The organism is Olsenella porci (assembly GCF_009695875.1).
In the GTDB taxonomy this organism is placed as follows: Bacteria; Actinomycetota; Coriobacteriia; order Coriobacteriales; family Atopobiaceae; genus Olsenella_H; species Olsenella_H porci.
On record NZ_VUNC01000005.1, the window covers coordinates 174318 to 200378 of the forward strand.

Below are 26061 nucleotides of genomic sequence, written 5' to 3' on the forward strand. Positions count from 1 at the left end.
GATCTCAGGGGGCGTGGGCGCCGATTCCGCGGGTTACGGTAGGGGGCAACTCACCTGGCGTTGAGATGCCTATGCCAGGCTCCCTCGCCGTCGATATGACGCCTCGTCAGCCAGTCGTCCCCGTTCAAAGACAGCGGCTGCCGCCGTGACGTATTGCTCGACCTTTCTAACCTTCCTGATCGTGCGCCAGACCGAGACCGGGTCCTCGAATGCGTACTGCACATAGGACCACCACTCCTTCATGCGCAAGACGGCATTGCCGCCCATCTCGTCCTCGTAGCCCTCAAACAGGAGGTCGTGGAACCCCTCGAGCTCGTCGATGGTGACGGCGTGCCCACCCCTCGCCATTCGCCCCAGGGCGGGGTTGGCGAGGATGCCCCTCCCGAGCATCACTCGACTCGCGTCCGGAAACGCCCGCTCAAGCGCGTTGATGTCGTCAAGGGAGAACATGTCGCCGTTGTAGGTCACGGGGAAGGGAGCCCGGGCGAGCGTCTCGCCAAACGCCTGCCAGCGCGGCGTCCCGCCATAGCCATCCTCCAGCAGGCGAGGATGAACGATGAGCTCGGCAAGCGGGTAACGGCAGTAGATGTCGAGAATCCGCTCGTACTCATCGACGCTCGCAATGCCAAGGCGGGTCTTCACGGACACCGGGATGGGCGATTCCTCCGTCACTTTGCCCAAAAACGCGTCGAGCCCATCCGGATCGCCGAGAAACCCTGCGCCCTTGCCCCGCGAAGTCACGGTACGCGAGGGGCACCCCAGGTTGAGGTTCACCTCACCAAAGCCCATCTTGGCCAGAAGCCTCGCCGCCCAAACGAACTCGTCCGCATCTCTGGTCAACAACTGGGGCACCAGCCTGGGGTCGGGATTCTCGCCCGGGCAGAGCTCCCTCAAGTCGCGCTTGCCAAAGCCGCTTCCCACCCGCGGGGGCCTGATGAAGGGAGAGTAGTAGCGATCGAGCGCCCCAAAGCATTCTGCATGGGCAGCACGAAACACGTGCCCCGTTATCCCCTCCATTGGTGCAAGCGACAGAATCATTGGCCCCTCCCACCTAAAGGCTCCCACCGCTTTCAAGCATACGAGTGCACACCAGGAAATCGAGCGGACATCTCCCTCCCACCCTCCAGCACGCAACGAGAGTTCCAGGGGCTCGACCCACGCACATCCTCGGGCTGCCTCCCCTGCACGACGCTTCAGGACGCACCTTTGAAACGGGGTCGCTACAATGGCAGCGTATTCCCTGGCATCCCGGTTGCCCAGTAGGAGAGATCGTGACCAAGCTGTACATCGACGCCGACGCCTGCCCCGTCACGCGTGAGGCACTGGCAGCCGCAAGGGTTCAAGGCGTCCCCTGCATCATCGCCGGAAACTCCACCCAAAACCTGGAGCGATACATCCACGCTTCGGACCCACGCGAGCCACAAGACCCCTCTCGCCCCGACCGCGGCTTCTGGGTGGACACGATCCAGGTGGGCGTTGGTGCCGACTCGGCGGACTTCGCGATCGCCTCCGCCGTCACCCCCGCTGACGTGGTGGTGACGCAGGACATTGGACTCGCCGACATCGTCCTCGGACGAGGCGCGCGTGCAATCGGGGTGCGCGGCCACGTGTACAACCCTCTCACCATCGACTCGATGATGTTCATCCGCCACGAGGAGAAGAAGGTGCGCAGGGCGGGAGGCAGGACCAAAGGCCCGGCCGCATTCACGGACGAGGACAGGGAGCGCTTCTCTCACAACCTCGCCCGATTGTTGCGGGAGGCACACCAGGCAGGATGACCGCGCAGACGCTAGCAGCGCTAGAATGCGCCTCCGTCATCGTCGGGCCCACCGCCCGTCAGGGTGGAAACGGGCCTTCATCAGAAACGCCCACCTGGAGAATGCCTCTCAGTTGCCACGCGCACTATTCCCCCGCCAGAGGGGCTTCTCTATGGCATCGGCCACACCGAAAGCTGAGGCATTTGCCACATTGGGAGCTAGGCCCTTCGCCGCGTTCCCCTCACGCGCAAGGCGCTAGGCCGCCTGATCGGTAAGGAAGGCCAGCATCCGTTCGAATGCATCCCGTGCGACCTTGTCCGTGCGCTCGGAGGCCACAAAGCAATGCGGCATCTTTAGGCCACGCTCAGCAAGCGGGTCAATAAGCTCGTGGACGACCCCACTCCTTGTGAGCGCAGCATCCATGGCCCGCATGTCGTTGTGATACTCGCTCCCGAGAAGGACCGCAGGCGGATAGGCGGGAGTGACCCATTGAGTGGCATCATAAACATGCACCTGTTCCTTACTGAGAAAGATCGTCCCGCTCACGTAGTTGCCTATGAGAACCTTGGTTGCAAGGGAAAACTTGTCATATACCAGGGGTGCGTCATCAATCACGAGGGCACGCACCTGGCTGGGCTCCAACTGGGGCTCGATGCCAAGTGCGGAGGCGTATTGCGGGTTAGTGATGACCGCACCCAACTGACTGGCCATGATGGCGCCGGCAGACGAGCCCATGATGACGACATCGTCCATGTCGAGGCCATACTCGTCCGCATGCGAATCGCACCAGGCAAGCGCCTGGTTTGCCTGGATGACAGGTACCGGAAAGTGACAGTCGGGCACAAGGCCGTAGTCCACGTTCACGACGTTGTACCCTGCGGCGCAGATGTCGTCCAACAGCGAAGTGACGTCACTCGACGCCAGCGGGTCGCCCACACTCTTACTGCCCGCAAAGAACCCTCCGCCGTGGAAGTAGACAAGCGTGGGCCTGCGCACGGAGGTGTCTGAATCCGGATAGGTGATGTCCAGGAAGCTGTTGGGATACTCGTCAGCGTAGGCGATCTCGGTGATGATTCGTTGCCCGTTGTCGCGCACGGCGTCCACGGGCTCTCCCTCGGGCTCGAAGGTGTTGGTCGTCTTGACCGTGCCGGCCGAGAGCTCCTGGATGGCACCGACTATGATCTGCGTATGGGTCGCCAGCACCAGGGCGAGCACGACAAGAGCGACGCATATTCCGCCAACCACCTTAGCGAGCAGCCGCAGACGCCCCCGTGTCTTCTCTTTCATCGCGATCCTCCTGAAGAACGCCCTCGATTCCTCGCCATTGATACAATCGTATCGTCCGTTTGGCAATCCGTTCGACGTCGGAAGCGCGACCGATACGCATCGGCGACTTTCGTATCAGGAGGTCTGCCATGTCCGCATATGCCACAGACATGCTGGGGCCTGCCCTGTTCTCGCTCATGGCCGAGAAGAACATTCGAAAGGTGACCATCGACGAGCTTGCCGCAAGGGCGGGCGTGGGCCGGGCCACGTACTTTCGCAACTTCTCGTCTAAGGAGGAGGTGCTCACCGCCTACCTCGTTCGCCGGTGGCGCGCCTACGAGGAAGGGCACCACCTCAAGGAGCTCGCGTTCTCGAATCCCGAGCGGGCCCTAGGCTACTTTGGGTTCTGCCTGTCACTGCGCACGGAAAACGACCTTATGATCGAGCAAGGATGCACGGATGCCATCCTGACCGCGTTCGAAACGATCGTGAGCGACGCCGACCTGGGACGCGAGGGGAGCTACGAGGCCGCCCTTCTCGCCTACGGTCTCTACGGGATATTCGTCACATGGGCGCGCAGGGGCTGGAAAGAGACCCCGCAGGAGATGGCGGGCCTCGTGTCGAGGCGCGTGCTGGGCGGACTGCACCCGTAACGTCTCCTCACTTGAAGTCGGGTGACGCCCGTAACGTCACCCGACTGTGTTTGCGCTGGTAGCGATGGCAAAAGAACCGAAGCACACGCTTAGCTCATGACATGGCGCGTGCCGCGGCCTGAGCCTTGGATGCGTACCAGGCCTTTGGCCGCCTCCTCAATCTCGTCCAGCAGCCTGGCAGCCACCTGTGACATGCGGAGCTTGTCCCGAACATAATGGACAGCGTCGCTCACCTGCGCCATAGCCGATGGGGCCACACGCACCTCATAGCTACGCACCCAGAAGCTCCTCCCTCACGCGCGAGAAGGCCGCGGACGCATCGGCCCCCCCTGCCTTCCTCGGCTTCCTCGAGTCCGCGCGACAGGGCTTCGAACAGCTACCTGTCCGTCATCGCGTCCACGTCGACGGAGCGCGGAGCCTCGGGGAGGGCGACCCTAAAGGGAATGCCTCCTGTGAGGGATACCTGACGGAGAAACATGTCGACGGCAGTCGACATGGATAGCCCGAGCTGCGACAGAACGGACTCGGCGGACTGCTTCACCTCAGGATCGACCCTCAGATTGAGTGTTGCTGACTTCTGCATGACAATCACCTCATGTATGTTGTAACGCATATGTCTGTGCATTTTCAGCACTTTTGAGGCAAGGCATTCTCGCCTGTACCAGACGTTACACGAGGCTCGCATTTGGCTAACAGGCACACAAGTCCCCTAGGAGCACCAAGAAGGCGCCCCGGATTCTTTCGGAGCGCCTTGCGTTTTTGCAGGTAGATAGGTTAATCCGTTATTCCCACTCGATCGTTGCAGGCGGCTTGGGTGTGACATCGTACACCACGCGGTTGACGCCCTCGACCTCATCCACGATGCGGCTGGAGATGCGCCCGATCACGTCGTAGGGCAGCTTCGCCCAGTCGGCGGTCATGGCGTCGGCGGACTCCACCGCACGGACAATGACGGGGCGCTGGTAGGTGCGCTCGTCTCCCATGACTCCCACGGACTTGATGTCGGGCAGCACGGCAAAGTACTGCCAGCACGCGTGCTCGGAGTTGCGGTCGCCCGTCTCCTCGAAGAGGCGCTGGTTGTAGGCGTCCAGCTCCTCGCGCACGATGGCATCGGCGTTCTTGAGGATCGCGAGCTTCTCGGGCGTTACCTCGCCGATGATGCGGATGGCAAGGCCAGGGCCGGGGAACGGCTGACGCCAGACCATCTTTGCGGGGAGCCCGAGGGCAATGCCCAGCTCGCGCACCTCGTCCTTGAAGAAGTGGTCCAAGGGCTCGATGAGGTCGAAGTGCACGCCCTCCGGGAACGGGATGAGGTTGTGGTGGCTCTTAATGGTCGCCGCCTTGCCGCCCGTCTTGCGCGCGCCGGACTCGATGATGTCGGGATAGATGGTGCCCTGGGCGAGCATCTCCACGTCGCCGATCTTCTGGGCTTCGTCGAAGAAGACCCTCCAGAACTCGGTGCCGATGAGACGACGCTTCCTCTCGGGATCGGTGACGCCGGCGAGCATCTTGGCATAGCGCTCCTCGGCGTGCACATGCACGAGCGGCATGTGGAACTGCTCGCGGAAGACCTCCTCGACCATCTCGGGCTCGCCCTTGCGGAGCATCCCGTGGTTCACGAACACGCAGGTGAGCTGGTCGCCGATAGCGCGATGGACAAGCGCCGCCACCACGGAGGAGTCGACACCGCCCGAGAGGGCCAGGATGACCTTGCGGGATCCGACCTCGCGGCGGATCTGGTCCACCTTCTGGTCGATGATGCCCTCCATGGTCCAACTGGGCTCGAGCCCGCAGACGTTGAAGAGGAAGTTGCTGAGAATGGCCTTGCCGCACTCGGTATGGCGCACCTCGGGGTGGAACTGGGTGGCATAGAGGTTGCGCGAGGCGTCCTCCATGGAGGCGACGGGGCAGGTGTCGGTGACGGAGGTGACGGAGAAGCCCTGGGGAACCTCGCTCACGGCGTCGCGGTGGCTCATCCACACGGTCTGCTCCTGCGGCGTCCCCTCGAGGACGCGGCTCTCGCCCCTGCGAACGAGGTGGGCAGGGCCGTACTCGCCCTTCTCGGTGTGACCGACCTTGCCGCCCAGCTTGACCGCCATGATCTGCTGGCCGTAGCAGAAGCCGAGCACGGGAATCCCAAGCTCGAAGACCGCGGCGTCCATGTCGGGCGCGTCGTCCGCATACACCGAGGCCGGACCACCGGAGAGGATGATCGCGGAGGGTGCCATGGCCTTAAGCTCCTCCGCGCTGGTATCACACGGCACGATTTCGGAGTACACGTGCAGGTCGCGCACGCGACGCGCGATGAGCTGCCCGTACTGGGCTCCAAAGTCGAACACGGCAACGAACTGGGCGGGCCTGTTTGCCTGCATGGATGCTCCCGTTCCTATGGCCGAGACCCCAGGGGCAACAACCCCCGGCGAAGGCGGCCTCCACTACTGTCCGCAGTCATTCTAAGTCACGGAGCCGACTTGCCGTAAAGGCATGCTTGCATTTATGTACTTCATGCGTTTGCCCTGCTCCGCGTCTACCATGTTCTGGTTGGGCTTAACGAACAGGCACGTCACGACGCGTCACCAAAGGAGCGCTCTTGTTCCGTAAGAGGAAGAGCACAGATCCCGAGGCCAGGGGGGTCGACGCCCGGGAACTCTCTCGAGACGGCTCTGCGGCCCGTTATGTTATCAAGAACCGCATCCGGCGCAGGTCGCGGATACGCAACGTCGTCGTGGGAATCCTCGTGGCAGTCGCCGTGGTCGCGGGAGGCGCCTTCGCATACGTCCACGACATCAACTCCAAGCTCAAGAGCGGGCTGGACAGCGGGCTCTTTGGGGTGCTCTCAAAGAGCTCGGGGGACAAGCCGTTCTACATGCTCCTCCTGGGGACCGACAAGGACGAGGCGCGCGCCGAGAGCTCGGAGTACGGCTCGAGCGACAGTTCGTACCGCAGCGACTCGATCATGCTCGCCCGCATCGACCCCGCGAACAAGAAGGTCACGCTGGTGTCGATCCACCGAGACACGATGGTCGACCTGGGGTCGCACGGCACCCAGAAGATCAACGCCGCCTACGCCATCGGCGGCGCCTCCTACGCCACCCAGGTGATCTCGGACTTTGCCGGCGTGCCCATCTCCCATTACGCCGAGGTGGACATGGACGGCCTCGCCGCCGTCGTGGACAAGGTGGGTGGCGTGACCATCGACCTGCCCATAGACGTCTACGACCCCGACTACACTGGCCTCGATCTCAAGGCGGGCGAGCAGACCCTGGACGGCAAGACCGCCGCCCTCCTCTGCCGCGCGCGCCACGCCTACGACAGCTACGGCGATGGCGACCTGTACCGCGCCGCCAACCAGCGCGCCGTGATTACCGCCGTGCTGAAGAAGGTCCTCTCGAGCGACCCCGTGACCATGGCGTCCACGGTCTCGACCATGGCGGGTTACGTCACCACCGACATGGACGTCAACCCCATCGTGAGCCTTGCCAGCAAGTTCGCCGGTATGGACACCAGCAAGGACGTGATGACGGGCATGGAGCCCACCACGTCCAAGTACATCAACGACACCTGGTACGAGATCGTGAACCAGGATGCCTGGAAGACGATGATGGATCGCGTTGACAAGGGCCTCTCGCCCTACGAGAGCTCGAGCGACGACCCGTCGTCCGGGGTCTCGGCGTCGACCGACGGCAGCTCCGCGTCGTCCTCCACGGAGAAGGACCTCACCCTGCCCAGCGACTCCAACGTGGAGGCGGCCTACACCGGCACCGTTGCGGTGTACAACGCAACCTCGACGGACGGGCTGGCCGGCACCGTTGCGCAGACCCTTGGCGACGCCGGCTTCACCACCAGCGCCAACACCGCCACGCACAAGTCCGACCTCACCTACGTCGCCTATAACGGAGATAACGAGGCAGAGGCCGCCGGCGTGGCAAAGACGCTGGGCGAGAAGGTAGGATACGAGAAAAACGACGGAACCCTCCCCACGAGCACGGACGTGGTGGTCATAGTGGGCTCCGACTACGAATAAGCGAAATCGAACGGAACGGCGGGAGCTTACCCATGCATAGACGCAACAAGGAAGACAAGACGGGCCGCAGTGACTCTGGTAAGTCGAGCGAGCCTAACTTCCAGGAGCTCTCGCGCGCACACGGCGCAGAGCACTATGCGAGCAAGAGGAAGTCGCACGGTGCCCGCCGCGTCCTGAAGGTCGTCCTAATCACGGTCCTGGCAGTCGCCGCGAGCGGGACCATCGCCGTCGCCGCCTACATCCACAGCATCAACAGCAAGCTCTCGAGCGGCGTCGACAGCAGCCTGCGAGACACCCTCACCGAGACGAGCTACAACGAGCCGTTCTACATGCTCCTCCTGGGCACCGACAAGGATGCCGAGCGAGAGGAGGGCGAGTACGGCACGAGCGACAGCGCCTACCGAAGCGACACGATCATCCTTGCGCGCATCGACCCCTCCAACAAGAAGGTCACGCTGATCTCCATCCCCAGGGACACCATGGTCGACATGGGAGAGAACGGCACGCAGAAGATCAACGCAGCCTATTCCATCGGCGGCGCGGCATACGTGACCCAGGTCGTCTCCAAGCTCGCCGGCGTCAGCATCTCGCACTATGCCGAGGTGGACATGGACGGCTTCGCATCGATCGTGGACAAGGTCGGCGGCGTCACCGTAAACCTCCCCGTTGCCGTATCCGACCCCAACTATACGGGACTCGACCTCCCTGCGGGCGAGCAGACCCTGGACGGCACCACGGCAGCCCTGCTCTGCCGTGCGCGTCACGCCTACGACAACTACGGCGGAGGCGACTTCTACCGCGCCGCCAACCAGCGCATGGTCATCGGCGCCATCATCAAGAAGGTCCTTGCCAGCGACCCCGTGACCATGGCTTCCACGGTCTCGACCATGGCCAGCTACGTCACCACCGACATGGACGTGGCTTCCATCGTGAGCCTAGCCACACAATTCTCGGGCATGGACGTGGACAACGACGTGTACTCCGGCCAGCTCCCCACCACATCCGAGTACGTCAACAACACCTGGTACGAGGTCGTCAACACCAGCGAGTGGGAAGAGATCATGAAGCGCGTGGACGCCGGCGAGACCCCCTACACCGACTCCAGCCAGGACACCACCGACGGCGTCGCGGGCTCCGTGGGCAAGAGCTACGACTCCAGCAGCAGCGATGGCAGCGACAGCTCGTCATCGAGCAGCACGAGCGAGACCTACTCGGGAGCCGTGGTCGTCCTTAACGCCGGGGCCGCCGACGGCTCGGCCACCAGCGCCTCGAACAGCCTCGCCTCGATGGGCTTCACCGCAACCCCCAAGACGGGCGGCTACGTGACGCAGACCTCAACGGTCATCTACAACGGGAGCGACGCCCAGACAAAGGCGCAGGCAGCGGCAGACAAGCTGGGGATTACCAGCGTCCAGGCAAACGACGGGAGCTACTCCACGGGCGCCGACATCATCGTGGTCCTGGGCAGCGGCTGGAGCTCGAGTGGACCTGGCTCGGCCTCGTCGGGATCCGGCTCCGGTTCGGGCAGCGGCTACGGCAGCTATTCAAGCGGCAACTAGCATCACATCTTCATGCGATACAAGAGAGGGTCGGCGCAGGTTGCGTCGGCCCTCTCCCCTATTGATTGGTGCCTGTGGTTCCGCGCAGGACGGATGGCCCCCTACACGTTGAAGCGGAAGACCATCACGTCGCCGTCCTGTACCACGTAGTCCTTGCCCTCCATGCGGAGCCTGCCCGCCTCGCGGGCGCCCTGCTCGCCACCTAGGGACACGTAGTCCTCGTAGCTGATGGTCTCGGCCTTGATGAAGCCCTTCTCAAAGTCGGAGTGGATGACGCCGGCCGCCTCGGGCGCCTTAGCGCCGATGCGGACCGTCCAGGCCTTGACCTCCTTCTCACCCGCGGTGAAGAAGCTCTGCAGCCCCAGCAGGCGATAGGCGGCCTGCGCCAGGGTCTCGAGGCCACTGTGCTCCAGTCCAAGGGAGTCCAGGTACTCGCGGGCCTCCTCGGGGTCGAGGTCGGCGAGCTCCGCCTCCACCTCGGCGCAGATGGGGATGGGATCCTGGCCCGCTACCTGGGCCACGGGCTTGCCAAGGGCGTCCTCGTCCACGTTGGCCACATAGAGAATTGGCTTCATGGTGAGAAGGAAGAGGTCGTGTGCCGCAGCACGCTCATCGTCGGTCATGTCGAGGTCAGCAGCCCTGTTGCCCTCGTTGAGCCACTCCTGCAGGCGCTTGGCGATGGCGAGATTGGGGGCCTTCTCCTTGTCGCGCTTGGCCTCCTTCTCGAGCTTGGGAATGGCGCGCTCCAGGGTGCCGAGGTCGGCGAGCACGAGCTCGGTCTGGATGGTGTCAACGTCAGACGCGGGGTCCACCCTACCATCCACGTGCACCACGTCGGGGTCGGAGAAGTACCTCACGACCTCGCAGATGGCGTCAGTGTTGCGGATGTTGGAGAGGAACTGGTTGCCAAGGCCCTCTCCCTCGTTTGCGCCGCGCACCAGGCCTGCGATGTCCACGAACTCGACGGTTGCGGGGACTATGCGTGCGGGATGCACGATGTCGGCGAGCTTCTGCAGGCGCTCGTCAGGCACGTCCACGATGCCCACGTTAGGATCGATGGTGGCGAAGGGATAGTTCGCCGCCAAGCCACCCTTGCGGGTGAGTGCGGTAAAGAGGGTCGACTTGCCCACGTTGGGAAGTCCCACAATGCCAATGGAAAGTGCCACGTCCTCAACTCCTGTGTCTTGTGGCGGAGCCTCCGCCGGTCCTACTCGTCGGCCAGGCGCTCTATGGCGTCGAGCCCCTTGTTCAGTGCGCGCTTGCCCTGCTCCCTGGCCTTCTTCAGCGCCTCGCGCTGGGCTTGGGCCTCACGCTCGCGACGCTCCTTCTCCTCGTCGCGAACGACCAGGTCTGCGCTGTCACACTCCTCCATGCGAAGCGCCCCCTCGGGGCAGGCCACCACGCACGCCCCACAGTTGACGCAGTAGGCCGAGGCAACTGAGAAGTGCCCCGACGCGTCCAGGTCGCAGGCGTTTTGGACGCATGCCCGCACGCAGTCGCCGCAGTTGGTGCACTTGGACGAGTCGCACGCCGGCACGTCCAGGTGAAAGCCCTCGGCGAGCTTGGGCTGCTGCTGAATCGCCGCGAGCATCACTTTGCGCTTCTGCGTGAGGATGCGCCTGCGGTTGAGCTGCGTCTTAACGCCAACCTCGTGCTCGAGCGAGCGCTGCATCTCGGTGAGCTGCCGCGAGTGCGCGCGGATGCGGTTGGCGACCGCCTGGGCGCCTGCCAGGGCGGGGTTTGACCGTGTTACGAGCTGCTGCCCCGCCTGCGCCACGTTGCTCATGAACTGGCTGCGCTTGTAGGCGCGGGTCTGCTCGTGGGTCATGGCCGACTCGTCGACCTCCAGGTCCACGGCGCCACCGCTCAGCTCCTCCGCCTGGCCGATCTGTTCGACGTACGCCTCCTCGCCGGTGGTCGTGCGGCAGCGGTCGCAGATGCCCAGCGGGAGGTACACGCTCAGGTTGTCGAACTCGGTGAGGAGCGCGAACCACGCCTCGCTTGGGATGGCACCCACACAGGGGAGAAGCACCTCGTTGTCCTTGGGAAGCCTCCCCAGGGCGCGCGTGCACGTTACGTAGCACTTCTCGTATGCCGAGGCGATGCGCGCGACCTTGTCGTAGAGCTGCTGCGACATGATCTTCTGCGCCAGCATGGTCTCGGTGGGACAGACCATGGTGCAGAGGCCACACTTGCGGCACGAGTCCAAGATCGAGACCGTGGATCCCTGGATGGAGATGGCGTCCACGGGGCACACGTCGAAGCACTTGGAGCACGCAGCGTCGCTCTTGGCCGAGACACGCAGGCAGTACACGGAGTTGGGCCGCGGCTTCTCCTTGTAGTCCGCCGGGTTGTACACCTTCACCTGGGACGGGTCGGTCGCAAGCGTGTTGGCGATGCCCCCGAGGGGGTTCTGGATTGCCTGGAAGTCGTTTTGGATGTCGATGAGGTCATCAATCATGTCGCGTCGCTTCGCCAAGGTCCCTCTCCCCTCTTCTGCGCCGCGCGTGCAGCCACTCATTCTACTACGCCTCGCTGGCGGGGCCACACGCACCTCGCGGCTTCACGCCCACTCATACGAGAAGGACCCCGCAGCCCAGATGGGTCGCGGGGTCCAGCCTATGCGCGATGGTCTCTCGCTGTGCCTGACGGCTTAGTACATGCCGCCACCCTGGCCGCCGGCAGCGGCCGCACGGGAGATGGCGTCCTCGATGGAGGTGTCCTTGGGCTCGTCCGAGACGGTGGCCTCGGTGATGAGAATCAGGGACGCGACGGACGCGGCGTTCTGGAGCGTGGTGCGGGTGACCTTGACGGGGTCGAGGACGCCCATCTCGATCATGTTGCCCCACTCGCCGTTGGCGGAGTTGAGGCCCTCGCCCTCGGGCAGGGTCTTGATTTTCTCGACCACGACGGAGCCCTCGTAGCCAGCGTTGGAGGCGATGGTCTTCACAGGGGCCTGCAGCGCCTTGCGGACGATGTCGACGCCGATCTTCTCGTCGTTGTCGACGGTCTCGACGCCATCGAGCGCCTTGGCGGCCTCGAGGAACGCCACGCCGCCACCGGCGACGATGCCCTCCTCAACGGCAGCGCGGGTAGCCTGCAGGGCATCCTCGATGCGGTGCTTGATCTCCTTGAGCTCGACCTCGGTGGCCGCGCCGACCTTGATGACCGCGACGCCACCGGAGAGCTTGGCCATACGCTCGTTGAGCTTCTCCTTGTCGAAGTCGGAGTCGGTGTGCTCGATCTCACCCTTGATCTGGGCGACGCGCTCCTCGATGGCGTCCTTGGCGCCGGCGCCGTCGACAATCGTGGTGTTGTCCTTGGTGATCTTGACGGACTTGGCGCGGCCGAGCATCTCGGCGGTGACGTCGCTGAGCTCGACGCCAAGCTCCTTCATGGCAACCTGGCCGCCGGTGAGGATTGCAATGTCCTCGAGCATGCGCTTGCGGCGATCGCCGTAGCCAGGGGCCTTGACGGCCGCGACCTGCAGCGTGCCACGGAGCTTGTTGAGGATTAGGGTTGCCAGCGCCTCACCATCAACGTCCTCGGCGATGATCAGCAGAGGCGAGCCGCTCTTCTGAATGGCCTCGAGGACGGGCAGGATGTCCTGGATGTTGCTGATCTTCTGGTCGGTCATCAGGATGTAGGGGTTCTGCAGCTCCGCCGTCATGGTGTCGTTGTTGGTGGCGAAGTACGGGGAGATGTAGCCCTTGTCAAACTGCATGCCCTCGACGGTGTCGATGTCGATGCCAAAGGTGTTGGACTCGTCGACGGTGATGACGCCGTCCTTGCCCACGACCTCCATGGCGTCAGAGATCTTCTGGCCGATCTCGGGATCGCCGGCCGAGATGGTGCCCACGGCGGCAATCTGGTCCTTGGTCGAGACGTCCTGCGCCGAGGACTTCATCTGGTCGACGGCGGCCTTGACAGCCTTGTCGACGCCACGACGGATGGCGATGGGGTTGGCGCCAGCGGCGACGTTGCGCAGGCCCTCGTTCACGATGACCTGGGCGAGCAGGGTCGCGGTGGTGGTGCCGTCACCCACGGTGTCGTTGGTCTTGGTGGCGACCTCCTTCACCAGCTGGGCACCCATGTTCTCGACGGGGTCCTTGAGCTCGATCTCCTTGGCCACGGAGACACCGTCGTTGGTGATGGTGGGGGCGCCGTAGGAGCGCTCGAGCGCCACGTAGCGGCCCTTGGGGCCGAGGGTGGTGGTCACGGCGTCGGCAAGCGTGTTAACGCCCTTGGCCAGCTTGGCGCGGGCGTCGGTGCCAAAAGTAATGTCCTTAGCCATTGTCTGCTTCCTCCAAATGGGTACGCGGGGTACCTATATCCAATTACCTTGCTTACTCGGCAATAATCGCGTAGATGTCGTCGGCACGGAGGAGCAGGTAGGTCTCCCCGTCAATCTTGACCTCGTTGCCGCCGAACTTGCCGTAGTACACCTGGTCGCCAACCTTGACGTCGGGGGCAACGCGCTCGCCCTTGTCGTTGAGCTTGCCGGCGCCGACGGCAATGACCTCGCCGCGCTGCGGCTTCTCCTGGGCACCCGAGGAGATATACAGGCCGGTAGAGGTCTTCTCCTCCTTGGGGGCGGGCTTGACGAGGACTCGATCGCCCAGTGGCTTCAGTGTCATAGGTAAGTACCTCCTTCTGGGGCACCACGCTGGTGCCTGATTTCGCAGGGCGGGGCTTGCACCCCGCTCGCTCAGCCAACGTTGTGAATATTACCCAGAACGAAGGACTTAAACAACGGAAGAGAAAAAATCTTAGTCGTTCAAGTTAGATTTTCTCACCCATCCCCTAGTAGAGAAGATAAGCGTCCGCGCTGCACCCCCCGTGAGGACAGCCCTACAGGTCCTCCAACTCGCTGAGCCAGAGCGTGGCGCAGGCGTCCGAGGGCATGCGGAGGTCGCCGCGCGGCGACACGGCGACCGAGCCCACCTTGGGGCCGTCGGGCAGGCAGCTGCGCTTGAACTGCTGGGAGAAGAAACGGCGATAGAACGTCTTGAGCCATCGCATGATCGTCTGGTCGTCGTACTTCTCGCCCAGGGCATGGCGGGCCAGACGGTACACCTTTCGGGGCGGGAAGCCACGGCGCAGCACCTGGTAGAGGAAGAAGTCATGCAACTCGTAGGGGCCAACGAGGTCCTCGGTGCGCTGCGAGATGGTGCCGTCCCCCGTCGCTGGGAGGAGCTCGGGCGAGACAGGCGTGTCAAGGACGTCGCCCAGCACCTCTGCGAGCTCGGGGGAGTCGGTGGTATCCGCAACGTAACGCACGAGGTGGCGCACCAGCGTCTTGGGCACGCCCGCGTTGACCCCATACATCGACATGTGGTCGGCGTTGTAGGTCGCCCAGCCCAACGCGAGCTCGGAGAGGTCACCCGTTCCCACGACGAGTCCGCCCGCCTGGTTGGCGAGGTCCATGAGGATCTGGGTTCTCTCGCGTGCCTGGGCGTTCTCGTACGTCACGGAGTGGTCGCGCTCGTCGTGGCCGATGTCCGCAAAGTGCTGCCTCACGGCGGCGGCGATGGGCACCTCGCGCAGCGTGGCCCCCAGGGCGTCTGCCAGCACGGTTGCGTTGCCATGCGTGCGGTCCGTGGTGCCAAAGCCCGGCATGGTCACCGCGAGGATGCCCGTGTGGTCCATCCCCAACACGTCGAAGGCGCGGGCACAAACCAGGAGGGCCAGCGTGGAGTCGAGCCCGCCCGAGACGCCGATCACCACGCACTGCGAGCCGGTGTGGCGAAGGCGCTTGGCGAGGCCGAAGGTTTGGATGGAGAGCACGTCCTCGCACCTCTCCTCCCTGCGGGCAACATTCGAGGGAACGAAGGGGTGGGGGTCGACGTACCTGGTGAGGTCGGTCTGCTCCATCTGCAGGTCAAAGGACACGACCACGTGGCCGGACTCCTCCGGCGAGGCATCCACCGCAAAGGTCGAGAGGCGCCGGCGCTCCGCGGCGAGCATCCTCACGTCGATCTCGCTCGTGGCGCTCCCCGCGCCAAAGGGACGCCCCTCCGCCAGCAGCGCGCCGTTCTCGGCCACCATGTCGTGGCCCGAGAACACGAGGTCTTGCGTGGACTCGCCCCACCCGGCGCTCACGTACACGTAGCCGCAGACAAGGCGCCCGCTCTGCCCCACCACGAGTGAGCGGCGGTAGTCTGCCTTGCCCACGATGGCGTTGGACGCAGAGAGGTTGCACACCAGCGTCGCCCCGGCCATCGCATGACGGGTCGAGGGCGGGTTGGCGACCCAGAGGTCCTCGCACACCTCGGCGGCGACCACGAGCTCGGGAAGCTGACGGCAGGCGAGGAGGAGGTCGGCCCCAAACGGCACGTCAGTCTCCCCCGCAAACGGCACCCGTACGCAGTGCGAGGGGCCGGGCGAGAAGTGACGGGCTTCGTAGAACTCGTTGTAATTGGGGATGTGCTGCTTGGGCACGATGCCCAGGACCCTGCCGCCGCAGAGGGCGACCGCGCAGTTGTAGAGCTTGGAGGCGACGCGCACCGGGGCGCCCACCAGCACGAGGGCGTCGTAGGCGGCACAGCGGCGCGCGAGCTCGGCGACGCCGTGCTCGGAGGCGTCGAGCAGCTCGTCCTGCCACAGGAGGTCCTCGCAGGTGTAGCCGCACACCGCAAGCTCGGGGAGGGCCACGACCTTGGCGCCGTCGATGGCGCAGGCGTGCCTCACCGCCTTGGCGCAGGCGTCCACGTTAAAGGCCACGTCGGCTACCCTGACCTCGGGCGTGCGCGCTGCGACCTTGACAAATCCGTCTTGCATGGCTCCTCCTTAGCTGGGCGACGACTGCAATCATATGCCAGCGAGAGGGGCGCGGGCACCTCCGCCCGGCTATCGCTCCCAGGCCAGGGCGCCGCCGACGTACGTTGCGACCGCACGGACGTCCCCCAGCCGCTCGGCGGGGGTAGACATGAGGTTGTGGTCGAACACCGCGAGGTCCGCCAGCATGCCCGGCGCGATCGTGCCCAGCTCGTCGGCGCGCCCGGCGACCACAGCGCTCCCCCGCGTGTACGCGTCGATTGCGACGTTCATGGGGATGCGCTCGCTGGGCAGCCAGCCCCCGCGCGGCTCCCCCGTGCGAGGGTCCTCACGCGTGACGGCACAGCCCAGCACCTCCATGGAGAGCGGGTCCACACAGGGCGAGTCGGTCCCAAACGCCATGGTCACGCCCGCCTTGCGATAGCTCGCGAAGGGCCACATCAGGCTTGCGCGCTCCGGCCCCAGATCGCGGTCGGGCTGCGTCACGTCGATCACGATGTGCTGAGGCTGGACCGACGCCACCAGGTGGGCGTCGCGGAGGGCCTCGACGTCGCCGGGAAGCAGGTTCTCAAGGTGCTCCAGCGAGTTAGCGCCCTGGCGGGGGGCGCCGTAGCGCTCGTACGCCTCCCTGAAGATGTCGATCGCCGTGTGGATGGCGCGGTCTCCGATGGTGTGGATGCGGACGGCTATGCCGCGGCTCGCGGCGCCCAGCACCAGCTCTCGCATGCGCTCGGGGTCGACCGTGGGCCTGCCGCAGTCGCCGGGGAAGTACGGGTTGGCGTAGGGTTCCGTGAGCCAGGCCGTGTGCGCGCTCGAGACGCCGTCGAAGAACTGCTTCATGCCCGGGGAACGCAGAATCGGCCCCGTCAGGCGCGCCTGGAGCGACTGGATGCGGTCGAAGTCCCCCACCAGCTGGGGGAACATATTCACGCGCATGGGAAGCCTGCCATCTGCCAGCAGCCCTTCGTACACGTCCTCCCTCACGTTGTCCGCCCCCGGAGCGGCGGAGAGGGCCATGTCACAGACGCTCGTGACGCCCTGGGCGAGCATGCGCTGAAAGTAGTCGCCGTAGATGGACAGTAGCTCCTCACGAGGTATCTGCGAGAACACCCGTGCGGTGTAGACCATGCCCGCCGCCTCTCGGAGCACCCCGGTGAGACGACCATTGGCGTCGCGGTCGAAGATGCCCCCCGCCGGCGGCACGGCATCCTCCGAGATGCCCAGGGCGCGAAGGCCTGCGGTGTTGAGCCAGAGGGTGTGGAGGTCGCCGGAGCACATCGCGACCGGCCTCGCGGGGAACGCCGCGTCCAGCGAATCGCGGGTGGGGGGCACGGCGGGGTCCCAGAGGGCCGAACGCCAGCCCTGGGAGATGAGCCAACCATCGCCGGGATGCCCGAGCGCGAAGGAGCGGAGCCTCTCCACGCAATCGGACTCGCTCTTGCCGGGATAGCGGTCCGCGAGCGACGAGGGGAAGAGCGCCGTGTGAAGCACGTGCTGGTGGGCGTCGTGAAAGCCGGGGGAGACGAACGCATCACCATAGTCGTGGTACGAGTTCGCCGCCGCCCGATCACCTGTGCCCCTGGGGACGACCTCCCTTACCCTGTCTCCCTCAATCACGATGTCAGCCGGAACGTCGGGGTGGTCGATGTCGAGGTAGACGTGCTTGGAGCTGACAATGGAACGTGCCATTTGCGGCTTCCTTCCATGATCGGTTGCGTGCCCCCACTATAAGGCCGAATCGCACCCAAGCGAGAGGGGCGCGGACTCAATCGCCCGCGCCCCCTGTAACTACTTCTCCTTGGTGTCCTCCAGATACCGGGAGAGGAACTCCCGGGTCCTCGGATGCTTGGGAGAGGTGAACATCTGCTTGGGAGAGCCCTCCTCGGCGATGACGCCCTGATCCATGAAGACGACCTTGTCGGAGACGTTCTTCGCGAAGTCCATCTCGTGCGTGACGACCACCATGGTCATCCCGTCCTTGGCGAGGTCGCGCATCACGCCCAGGACCTCGCCCACGATCTCGGGGTCGAGGGCGCTCGTGGGTTCGTCAAACAGCATGAGGTCCGGCCTCATGCACAGGGCGCGGGCTATGGCGACGCGCTGCTTCTGACCACCCGAGAGCGTGTTGACATCCGCCTTGGCGAACTCCTCCAGCCCCACTGATCTCAGGTGCCCCATCGCAACCGATTCCGCCTCGGCCTTGTCCATCTTCTTCAGGGTTACGGGGGCAAGCGTGCAGTTGTCGAGGACGTTCATGTTGTTGAACAGGTTGAATCCCTGAAACACCATGCCGATCTTCTCTCGCAGCTTGTTCACATCGACGTGCTGGGCGGCAAGGTCCTTGCCATGAAACCAGACGTGCCCGGCGTCGGGGATCTCCAGGAGGTTGATGCACCGGAGCAGGGTCGACTTTCCCGAGCCCGAGGCCCCGATGATGGTGACGACCTCCCCCGGCATGACGGTGAAGTCGATGTCCTTCAGGACAACGTGGCTGCCAAAGGACTTCCTGAGCCCCTCGACCTTGATGACCGGCTCCGACGTGCTGGCATGCTCTTCGTTTGCGCTCTTCATCTGTTCGTCTCCTTAGTGCTCCGCCTCGGCAGACGGGATGGTGGTGTCGGAGGTGCCCATGACCGGGCCGCTCTTCACGTCGAGGCGCTTGGCAAACATCGAGAGCAGCTTGGAGGCGACCATGGTGAGGATGAGGTAGAACACGGCAGCGACCATGTAGGTCTCGGTCTGACGGTAGTAGATGCCCGCGACGGTAGTCGTGGCAAACATGAGGTCGAACACGCCGATGACGGAGAGGACCGAGGAGTCCTTGATGTTGATGACGAGCTCGTTCGAGAGGCCGGGAATCGAGTACTTAATACCCTGCGGGAACACGACCTTGGTCATTGCCTGCCATTGCGAGAGGCCCAGGGACCTTGCCGCTTCGGCCTGCCCCTTGTCCACTGACTCGATGCCGCCGCGCAGCACCTCCATCATGTAGGCGGTGGAGTTGAGGGAGATGGTGACGAGGCCCGCGATGAACGTGGACCAAATGCCATTGACCTGGGTGACGGACATCCCCGAGCCCTTGAACATGCCGAACCCGGCGAAGTAGATGATGCCCGCCTGGACCATCATGGGCGTGCCGCGGACCACGGCGCTGTACACCTTGGCAAATCCCGAGCCTATCACCTTGAGAAAGCGCACGAGGTCGTTGTCGGGACGATCGATCCTCTGGATGCGCAGGAACACCAGCAGCAGGGCGAGGAAGAAGGCGATGAGTGTGCCGAACACGGCGAGCTCGATGGTGGTCGCGATGCCGGTCGCGAAGATCTGCCTTCCCTCGTAGAGCATGTAGATGGCACTGGAGAGCGAGTCCTTGGGGTTGGAGTTCGAGGCGATTGCCGAAGACGTTATCGCAAAGAGACCCATGACCCCACGATCGACGAACAGAACGATTGCAAATGCCCAGACGAAATATGAGAGGATTCTCTCGACCTTGCGGAAGCCCGGACGGACGAACGGCGAGACGACGGCGTAATCCCTCCACCGCGCCAGCTTGTTGACGAGCGCCACGAGCGAGAGCACCACCCAGGCTGCGAGGAAGTAATACATGAGCACCTCTACCGCATACGCATGGGCGAGGAAACTCATCGAGGAGCGCGGCTGGCTCGAGAGCAGCATGCCAAGCAGCGCCACGACGCTTGTTCCCAGGAACACGTAGCGATGGTCGGCGAGAAGGAAGCTCGCGACCCTGCCGTTGCCAGCCTTCGCCCTCTGGCTTGAGTTGTCTGATTCTGAGGTCATCTGAATCCTCCGGATTGTCGTCCTCTTCGAACGAAGAACGTGCCCGCGCCGTCGTGGCGCGGACACGTGGTTTCTGGCGATGCCAGCCCCCCGCCTATGGGGCTACTCGGGCTGCCGGTCCATGCAGTCGGTCCAAATCTTCTTGCGCTCGTCGTCCGAGACCGCCTTGATTGCGGCGTTGACCTTCTCCATGACGGCGTCCTGCCCCTTGGCCAGGCCGGCGTTGTCGGGGTTGGTGGCGTCCTTGAAGCCCTTGCCGTCGGCAAGCTTCACCTCCACGAGGTCGCTGTACTGCTTGAGCAGGCCCGAGACGGAGAGTGACGAGAACGTGATAGCGTCGGCGGTGCCGTTCTCGAGGTGGTCCACCACATTGGGGACCGTCGAGACCGGGGTGAGGTGGTTGACGCTCGGGATCTGGTCGATCACGTCGTCGTAGAGGGTGTCCTTTTGGCCGAGGACGGATGCGCCCGAGAAGTCGTCGAGGCTGGTCGCGGATGCGTACTTGGAGTCCTTCTTGACCACGATCGTCACGCCGTCCTCGAGGTACGGGTCGGAGAAGTCGATGGACTGGGCGCGCTCGGCGGTCTTGGACATGCCGGCGCAGATGATGTCGATCTGGCCGTTGTTGAGGGCGTCAATGAGGCCGGTGAAGCTCATCTTCACGGCAACGGGCTCCATGTTGAGTGCCTTCGCGATCTTCTTGGCAATCTGTACGTCGTAGCCGTCCGCATAGGCACCGTCGACGTTCTCGATGGGAATCGTGGTGTCGGACTCGGAGGAAGCCTGCCAGTTGTAAGGGGCGTACGCCGCCTCCATGCCAACGCGCATGGTCTTGCCGTCTCCCAGCACGCCGCTTCCGGCGTTACTGTCCGAGCTGGAATCGGAAGAGCCCGTGGAGCTCGAGGAGGTCCCCTGTGCGGCGGGACCGCAGGCGGTGAGGAAGCTGGCGCCCGCGACGCTGAAGGCCGTCAGGCCAGAGAGCTTGAGGAATCCGCGGCGAGAGAACTCGCTGCCCGTTGATGACGAAGATTGACCGTTCGTGTGATTGTTCGTGTTACCTGCCATGCGAATCCTCTTTCCTACAAAAACTCTCTGGTATCCCTTCTGCGCGCGCAACCGGAGGGGACCCATTCCCCTCCCCCTTGCAACCAAATGCGAGAAAGTCCCGCGCGACGAGAACCCAGTGTAGGCGTTTGCGGGGCTATGGTTCATCTTCTTTTGTCAACGAAATGTTTTATTAATCGGGTTTATTCGTCTTTCCTTTCTTGTTTTCGAATTTATTTGCCATGTTTTTCACATTTATGAGAATTTGGGCCAAATGCGGCTAAGATATGCCATCGGTCTCCTCCCGGGAGCGGAAGGAGACCGATTCGGTGGATGGCGTACTCGACACCCTACTTGTTAGGCCACTCGCCGGAGACGACCGGAGCCAGGTCGCTCGACCAGCAGCCAAGATGGGCATTTGGATTGGCATCGAGCGAGAGGTCCGCAAGAACGCCCGCACGATAGTTCCTGAGCGCGACGACCGCGATCATCGCCCCGTTGTCGCCGCAGACCACCATGGGCGGCACGGTCACCCTTACGCCCATGCGCCCAAACCTCTTGCGATAGGCCTCGCGGAGCTGGGGGTTTGCCGCCACGCCACCGCCAACGCAGAAGTCGGAGACGCCCGTCTCCTCCACCGCGGTCACCGCCTTCGCAACCTGCACGTCGATCACCGCCGCCTCGAAGGAGGCCGCAAGGTCGGGGAGGTTGATGGGCCTGCCTGCCCGGTTCTCGCCCTCGATGTAGGTGATTACCGCCGTCTTGAGGCCCGAGAGCGAGAAGCTGTAGTCATGGCTGTGCATCATCGCTCGGGGGAAGTGGATGGCCTTCTTGTTCCCCCTTGCCGCGAGCTTGGAGATGACCGGGCCGCCGGGATAGCCCAGCCCGAGGGCCTTTGCGACCTTGTCAAACGCCTCCCCCACCGCGTCGTCGATCGTTGCCCCCAAGACCTGATAGTCTCCCCAGCCCCTCACGTGGACGAGCATCGTGTTGCCGCCAGAGACCAGGCTGGCCACGAACGGGGGCTGCAGATCCGGAGTCTGGAAGAGGTTTGCCATGAGGTGCCCCTCCAGGTGGTTGACGGGGGTGAGGGGCAGTCCCGTGGAAGCGCACAGCCCCTTCGCGAACGCAACACCCACCACGAGGGCTCCAACGAGGCCGGGTCCAGCAGTCACGCCAACGCACGAGAGGTCCGAGGGCGCCAGGGTGTCCACCCCAAGGTGCGCCCCCGCCTGTGCCATAACCTCCTCGTACACGCCCACGATCGCCTCGACGTGCTTTCGGCTCGCGATCTCGGGGACGACCCCGCCAAAGCGAGCGTGGAAGTCCACCGAGGTCGCAACCACGTTCGCGCAGATCTCTCCCCTGCCGTTGATGACCGCCATGGCCGTCTCGTCACAGGAGGACTCGATGGAGAGGACGAGGGGGCCCGCCGCCTTGATCGCGTCTCGCTCCGCCTGGCTCCGGGGGCGCGGGACGATGGGCCAGGGGCGGATGGAGGCGTGGGGCTCCACGTGTTCAAGGGCAAGCCCCTCGGAGGCGCGCAGGGGGAGGTCGGCACGCATCACGAGCGCATCGTCCCCTTTGTCGTAGTAGTTTGGCCTCAATCCGACCTGTCTGAACCCGAGCCCCTCGTAGAGGGCCCGAGCTGCGGCGTTGCCCTTTGAGACCTCAAGCGAGACGGTCGATGCCCCCAGCGTCTGGCCGTCGTATGCGATGCGGGAGAGGAGCCTCGTTGCGATTCCCTGGCGTCTGCGGCTTGGGGAGACGACCACCTCGCTCACCTCGAAGTCCGAGCCGGCGAGCATGCCCCCGGCAAAAGCAATCACCTCGCCCTGGTCGTGGGCGACCCACCAGCTGCGCTGCGGCTGGGACAGCTCGTCGTAGAACATCCCCTCGGTCCAGGGCGTGTGACCCACGGACGCGTATGCCTCCGCCTCGAGGGCGGCGACGGCGGGAAGGTCGTTCACCGACATGGGGCGAAGCTGCAGGTGCCGGTCCGCAAGCGCATCTGCGACGCCCGTGACCTCGACGCTCGCGGGCTCGCTCATGCCCAGCCTCTTGCGCTCGTTCTCCTCGGCGTCCGAGAGCCTCGTGTACACGGGCAGCACAAGGGCGGGGTCGCCATCCCCAACGGGCGGTCGCCAGTCGGGCGCCTCGGCGGACCTCACGAGCCCCTCGGAGCCGGGATGCCACAGGCGCTCCTCGGCAAAGTGGTCAAACCCAGCCGCCTCGAAGCGGTCCCGGTACTTCTTGAGGCCGTCGCCGGCAAGGAGGAGGGACGCGGAGTCCGCCCTAGAGCGCAGCGACTCCACCGCAGCGTCAGCCTTCAGCACGACCTCCGCCTCGAACTCCCTATGCGCCCCGGAGCCATCCACGCGGTATATGCCGGGGTACACCTCGCCCCGCATGGCGTCGCCAATGACGGCAAGCCTTCCGCGATAGCCGTCCTTCCAGACGCCCCAAGCGACCGAGTCGAGCGTCGACCCCCCGCGAAGGGGGCAACCGATGCCACACGAGATGCCCTTGGCGGTGGCGATGCCTATGCGCACCCCGGTGAACGACCCTGGGCCACGGCCCACGAGCACCTCGTCCACATCGTTCATCGAGAGGCCCGCTCGCCCCAGGCAGTCGAGGGCGGTCTGCGCCAGCTCGACGTTTGCCTGGCGGCGGCACAGATGGTCTCCGCTCGCAAGCATCTCGATGTGCCCGCCTCGCACGCGGGCGACCCCGCATGCGAGCATATCCGTCGAGGTGTCGATGGCCAGGATGGTCCTCTCGTCCGCCCCGTTCGTGCTCTGGCTGGTTGTCTGGGTCATCTCTGCGCCCCTTCTCGACGTCTGGGAGCCAACCCATCCAGTCTAGCGCCTGGCGGCCAACGCCGCGTCCAGGGCGTCGACCAGCTCCTCGCCACGCCGGTCGTGCGCTTGGAGCCTGATGCGCCGTGGCGGCTCCACCCCCGCGCCCACCTCGTCGTCCAGGCGGGAGAGGAACACGTCCACGCGCTCGCCCCCGATCTGCTCGGCAAACTGCTCGCCCCACTCGATCACGCAGGGCCCATCGGAGCCGAGGACGTCGAAGAGCCCCGTGTCGTCCAGTTGGTCCGGGCCGTCGAGGCGGTAGAGGTCAAAGTGGTAGAGGGGTAGCTTGGAGCCCTGGTAGACCATCTCGATGGTGAAGGTGGGGCTCGTGACGTCGTCCGTCACGCCCATCCCACGGGCTATGCCCTTGGTGAGCTGAGTCTTGCCCGCGCCCAGGTCGCCCGTGAGGACCAGCACGTCGCCCTCCCCGAGCAGGGTGCCCAGGACCTCCCCGAGCGCGATGGTCGATTCGCGATTGCGGGAAACGTATGTCCCGCGCGCCTCGATGCTAGGTAGCGCTTCCATCGCTTAGTCCTCCTTGGGATGGTCTTTGAGCCACTGGCCGAGAAGTCGGAAGTCGTCGTCCAGGTACTGCTGCCACTCCCTGTGGTACAGGGCGGCGGCGGGATGGAACACCGGGAGCACGTAGAAGTGCCCCGTCTGGTGAAAGCGCCCGCGCAGCGTCGTTATGCCCTGGTCGGTGCGGAGCACGAAGTGGGCGGCGAAGTTGCCCAGGCACACGATCACGTCGGGCCAGATGGACCGGATCTGCTCGCGCAGGAACGGCGAGCATGCCTCGATTTCCTCGGGACGCGGGTTACGGTTTCCGGGCGGGCGGCACTTCACCACGTTGGCAATGTAGACCTCCTCGCGCTTGAGGCCCGCAAGCCCCAAGAGCTGGTCGAGGTTCTTCCCCGCTGCCCCCACAAAGGGCTCGCCCTGCAGGTCCTCGTTCTTGCCGGGGCCCTCGCCCACGAACATCACGCGGGCATGCGGGTCTCCCACGCCAAAGACGATGTTGTTTCTCGTCTCCCACAGCGGGCACAGCTCGCAGTTGCCCAGGGTGGCGCGGACCTCCTCCAGTGTCACCTCACGCGGTCCCTGGTGCTTGTGACCGGCAATGTGCATCACCGACATGGCCAACCTCCTACACAAACACGCGATCCAGGCGCATGCTGCCAAAGTTGCAGGTGACCTCGTAGTTGATGGTGTCGCGGCGCCTCGCGATCTCGTCCGCCGTGATCTCCTCGTCACCGTCACGACCCATGACCGTGACCAGGTCGCCAACCTTCACCTTCTCGGTCTGGCGGTAGGCGCGCATGTTGGGGTCGACCGCGAACATGAACTGGTCCATGCAGATGCGGCCGACCTGACGGGTCCTGGCGCCGTTCACGATCACGTCCATGTTGTTGGAGAGGGAGCGGGCGAGACCATCCGCATACCCAATGGGGACGGTGGCAATCTGGGTGTTGGGTCGCGGGATGCGATAGGTCATCCCGTACCCCACGCCCTCTCCCACGCCGGGGGTGGCCACGCGCATCACGCGGGCACGCACACTCATCGCGGGGGTCAGGGCAATGCGCGGCGCGGTCGTCTCGGATGGCTGCAGGCCGTAGAGGCCGATGCCCACACGGCACATGTCGTTGTGAAGCTCGGGGTGCAGCACGGTGCCCGGGGTGTTGTCGCAGTGCACGAGGCCGACCTCGTATCCGGCGTCGCGCAGCCTGCCCACGGAGTCCATGAACCGCTTGCTCTGCTGCTTAAAGTCCCAGTCGCCGATAACGTCCGCGGTCGCAAAGTGCGTGAAGGTGCCCGCGCACTCAATCCCCCGATGGAATTCAATCGAATGCCTAAACTCCAGGACGTCCTGGGGCATGACGCCGATGCGACTCATCCCGGTGTCGATGGCCAGGTGGTACTTGCCCACCTTGTTGGCGGCCACGGCCCTCTCGCCGTAGGCAAGCGCGAACTCGGTGTCGTACACGGCGGGGATGATGTCGTACTCCAGAAGGGTGTCCAGTGCCTCGAACGGGCACTCGTTGAGCATCAGGATGGGCCACTCGATGCCCGCCTTGCGGAGCTCGACCCCCTCCTTGACCGTGGCGACCGCAAACTGGTCGGCCCCGGCGGAGTGCATGACCTTGGTGCACTCGACCGCGCCGTGGCCGTAGGCGTCCGCCTTAACCGCGCACATCATCTGGACGCCAGGGGCAAGGAGCGACTTGAACGCCCTGGTGTTCTTGCGAATCGCGTTGAGGTCGACCTCTATCCAGGCCCACCTGTCCGCGGGATTGTTGAAGCTCGGCATCGATCCTCCTCGGT

The 26061-nt window shown here is 64.5% G+C and carries 21 protein-coding genes; 4 read left to right on the forward strand and 17 right to left on the reverse strand.

The genetic code is table 11. The features are described from left to right. Window positions 1-69: 69 nt before the first annotated feature. Window positions 70-1038 (reverse strand): tRNA dihydrouridine synthase, encoded by a 969-nt coding sequence (locus FYJ68_RS07450; protein WP_154435572.1) that lies wholly within the window; start codon window positions 1036-1038, stop codon window positions 70-72. Between the two features lie 233 nt (window positions 1039-1271). Between FYJ68_RS07450 and FYJ68_RS07455 the strand changes: the two genes are divergently transcribed. Further along, window positions 1272-1778 carry a YaiI/YqxD family protein gene (locus FYJ68_RS07455; RefSeq protein WP_326832268.1) on the forward strand — a complete coding sequence of 169 codons (507 nt, stop codon included), beginning with the start codon at window positions 1272-1274 and terminating at the stop codon, window positions 1776-1778. 234 nt (window positions 1779-2012) lie between these two features. On the opposite strand, the gene FYJ68_RS07460 is transcribed toward FYJ68_RS07455, so the two are convergent. Next, window positions 2013-3044: an alpha/beta hydrolase gene (locus tag FYJ68_RS07460; protein WP_154435574.1), complete on the reverse strand. Its 1032-nt coding sequence runs from the start codon at window positions 3042-3044 to the stop codon at window positions 2013-2015. A gap of 128 nt (window positions 3045-3172) precedes the next feature. On the opposite strand from FYJ68_RS07460, the gene FYJ68_RS07465 reads away from it, so the two are divergent. Next, complete coding sequence (locus FYJ68_RS07465) at window positions 3173-3676, forward strand: TetR/AcrR family transcriptional regulator (RefSeq protein WP_154435576.1); 504 nt, start codon at window positions 3173-3175, stop codon at window positions 3674-3676. 376 nt (window positions 3677-4052) lie between these two features. Here the strand turns inward: FYJ68_RS07465 and FYJ68_RS07470 are convergent, their stop codons facing one another. Together FYJ68_RS07470 and guaA are read right to left on the reverse strand one after the other, a co-directional pair. Beyond that, entirely contained in the window at window positions 4053-4259 is a 207-nt protein-coding gene (locus FYJ68_RS07470; RefSeq protein ID WP_154435578.1) for a type II toxin-antitoxin system RelB/DinJ family antitoxin, read from the reverse strand. A gap of 199 nt (window positions 4260-4458) precedes the next feature. Further along, window positions 4459-6048 carry a glutamine-hydrolyzing GMP synthase gene (gene guaA, locus FYJ68_RS07475; protein WP_154435580.1) on the reverse strand — a complete coding sequence of 530 codons (1590 nt, stop codon included), beginning with the start codon at window positions 6046-6048 and terminating at the stop codon, window positions 4459-4461. A 218-nt stretch (window positions 6049-6266) separates the two neighbouring features. Here guaA and FYJ68_RS07480 point away from each other — a divergent pair, with 218 nt between their 5' ends. Next, the gene (locus FYJ68_RS07480; RefSeq protein ID WP_154435582.1) at window positions 6267-7700 is read left to right on the forward strand and encodes an LCP family protein; all 1434 of its coding nucleotides are present in this window, start codon (window positions 6267-6269) and stop codon (window positions 7698-7700) included. A 32-nt stretch (window positions 7701-7732) separates the two neighbouring features. Next, the gene (locus tag FYJ68_RS07485) at window positions 7733-9259 is read left to right on the forward strand and encodes an LCP family protein (protein WP_154435584.1); all 1527 of its coding nucleotides are present in this window, start codon (window positions 7733-7735) and stop codon (window positions 9257-9259) included. A gap of 101 nt (window positions 9260-9360) precedes the next feature. Here the strand turns inward: FYJ68_RS07485 and ychF are convergent, their stop codons facing one another. The 13 genes from ychF to alr form a co-directional block, all read right to left on the reverse strand. Then, the gene (ychF, locus tag FYJ68_RS07490) at window positions 9361-10425 is read right to left on the reverse strand and encodes a redox-regulated ATPase YchF (protein WP_326832269.1); all 1065 of its coding nucleotides are present in this window, start codon (window positions 10423-10425) and stop codon (window positions 9361-9363) included. A gap of 41 nt (window positions 10426-10466) precedes the next feature. Next, entirely contained in the window at window positions 10467-11738 is a 1272-nt protein-coding gene (locus tag FYJ68_RS07495; RefSeq protein ID WP_154435586.1) for a 4Fe-4S binding protein, read from the reverse strand. 174 nt (window positions 11739-11912) lie between these two features. Beyond that, window positions 11913-13553, reverse strand: coding sequence for a chaperonin GroEL (gene groL, locus FYJ68_RS07500; protein ID WP_154435587.1), 1641 nt, complete (start codon window positions 13551-13553; stop codon window positions 11913-11915). 52 nt (window positions 13554-13605) lie between these two features. Further along, window positions 13606-13896 carry a co-chaperone GroES gene (locus FYJ68_RS07505; protein ID WP_154435588.1) on the reverse strand — a complete coding sequence of 97 codons (291 nt, stop codon included), beginning with the start codon at window positions 13894-13896 and terminating at the stop codon, window positions 13606-13608. A gap of 214 nt (window positions 13897-14110) precedes the next feature. Then, window positions 14111-16039, reverse strand: a complete 1929-nt coding sequence (locus FYJ68_RS07510) for an NAD(+) synthase (protein WP_154435589.1) — start codon at window positions 16037-16039, stop codon at window positions 14111-14113. A gap of 69 nt (window positions 16040-16108) precedes the next feature. Continuing rightward, a complete protein-coding gene (locus tag FYJ68_RS07515; protein WP_154435590.1) occupies window positions 16109-17725 on the reverse strand; it encodes an amidohydrolase in 1617 nt (538 codons plus the stop codon). A 99-nt stretch (window positions 17726-17824) separates the two neighbouring features. Beyond that, the gene (locus FYJ68_RS07520; protein WP_154435591.1) at window positions 17825-18607 is read right to left on the reverse strand and encodes an amino acid ABC transporter ATP-binding protein; all 783 of its coding nucleotides are present in this window, start codon (window positions 18605-18607) and stop codon (window positions 17825-17827) included. Window positions 18608-18619: 12 nt separating this feature from the next. Continuing rightward, the gene (locus FYJ68_RS07525) at window positions 18620-19834 is read right to left on the reverse strand and encodes an amino acid ABC transporter permease (protein ID WP_154435592.1); all 1215 of its coding nucleotides are present in this window, start codon (window positions 19832-19834) and stop codon (window positions 18620-18622) included. A gap of 102 nt (window positions 19835-19936) precedes the next feature. Continuing rightward, entirely contained in the window at window positions 19937-20899 is a 963-nt protein-coding gene (locus FYJ68_RS07530; protein WP_154435593.1) for a transporter substrate-binding domain-containing protein, read from the reverse strand. A gap of 329 nt (window positions 20900-21228) precedes the next feature. After that, a complete protein-coding gene (gene tsaD, locus FYJ68_RS07540) occupies window positions 21229-23697 on the reverse strand; it encodes a tRNA (adenosine(37)-N6)-threonylcarbamoyltransferase complex transferase subunit TsaD (RefSeq protein WP_154435595.1) in 2469 nt (822 codons plus the stop codon). Window positions 23698-23739: 42 nt separating this feature from the next. Then, complete coding sequence (tsaE, locus tag FYJ68_RS07545; RefSeq protein ID WP_154435596.1) at window positions 23740-24264, reverse strand: tRNA (adenosine(37)-N6)-threonylcarbamoyltransferase complex ATPase subunit type 1 TsaE; 525 nt, start codon at window positions 24262-24264, stop codon at window positions 23740-23742. Window positions 24265-24267: 3 nt separating this feature from the next. After that, window positions 24268-24876 (reverse strand): uracil-DNA glycosylase, encoded by a 609-nt coding sequence (locus FYJ68_RS07550; protein ID WP_154435597.1) that lies wholly within the window; start codon window positions 24874-24876, stop codon window positions 24268-24270. 10 nt (window positions 24877-24886) lie between these two features. Next, the gene (gene alr, locus FYJ68_RS07555) at window positions 24887-26047 is read right to left on the reverse strand and encodes an alanine racemase (protein ID WP_154435598.1); all 1161 of its coding nucleotides are present in this window, start codon (window positions 26045-26047) and stop codon (window positions 24887-24889) included. Between the last annotated feature and the right edge of the window lie 14 nt (window positions 26048-26061).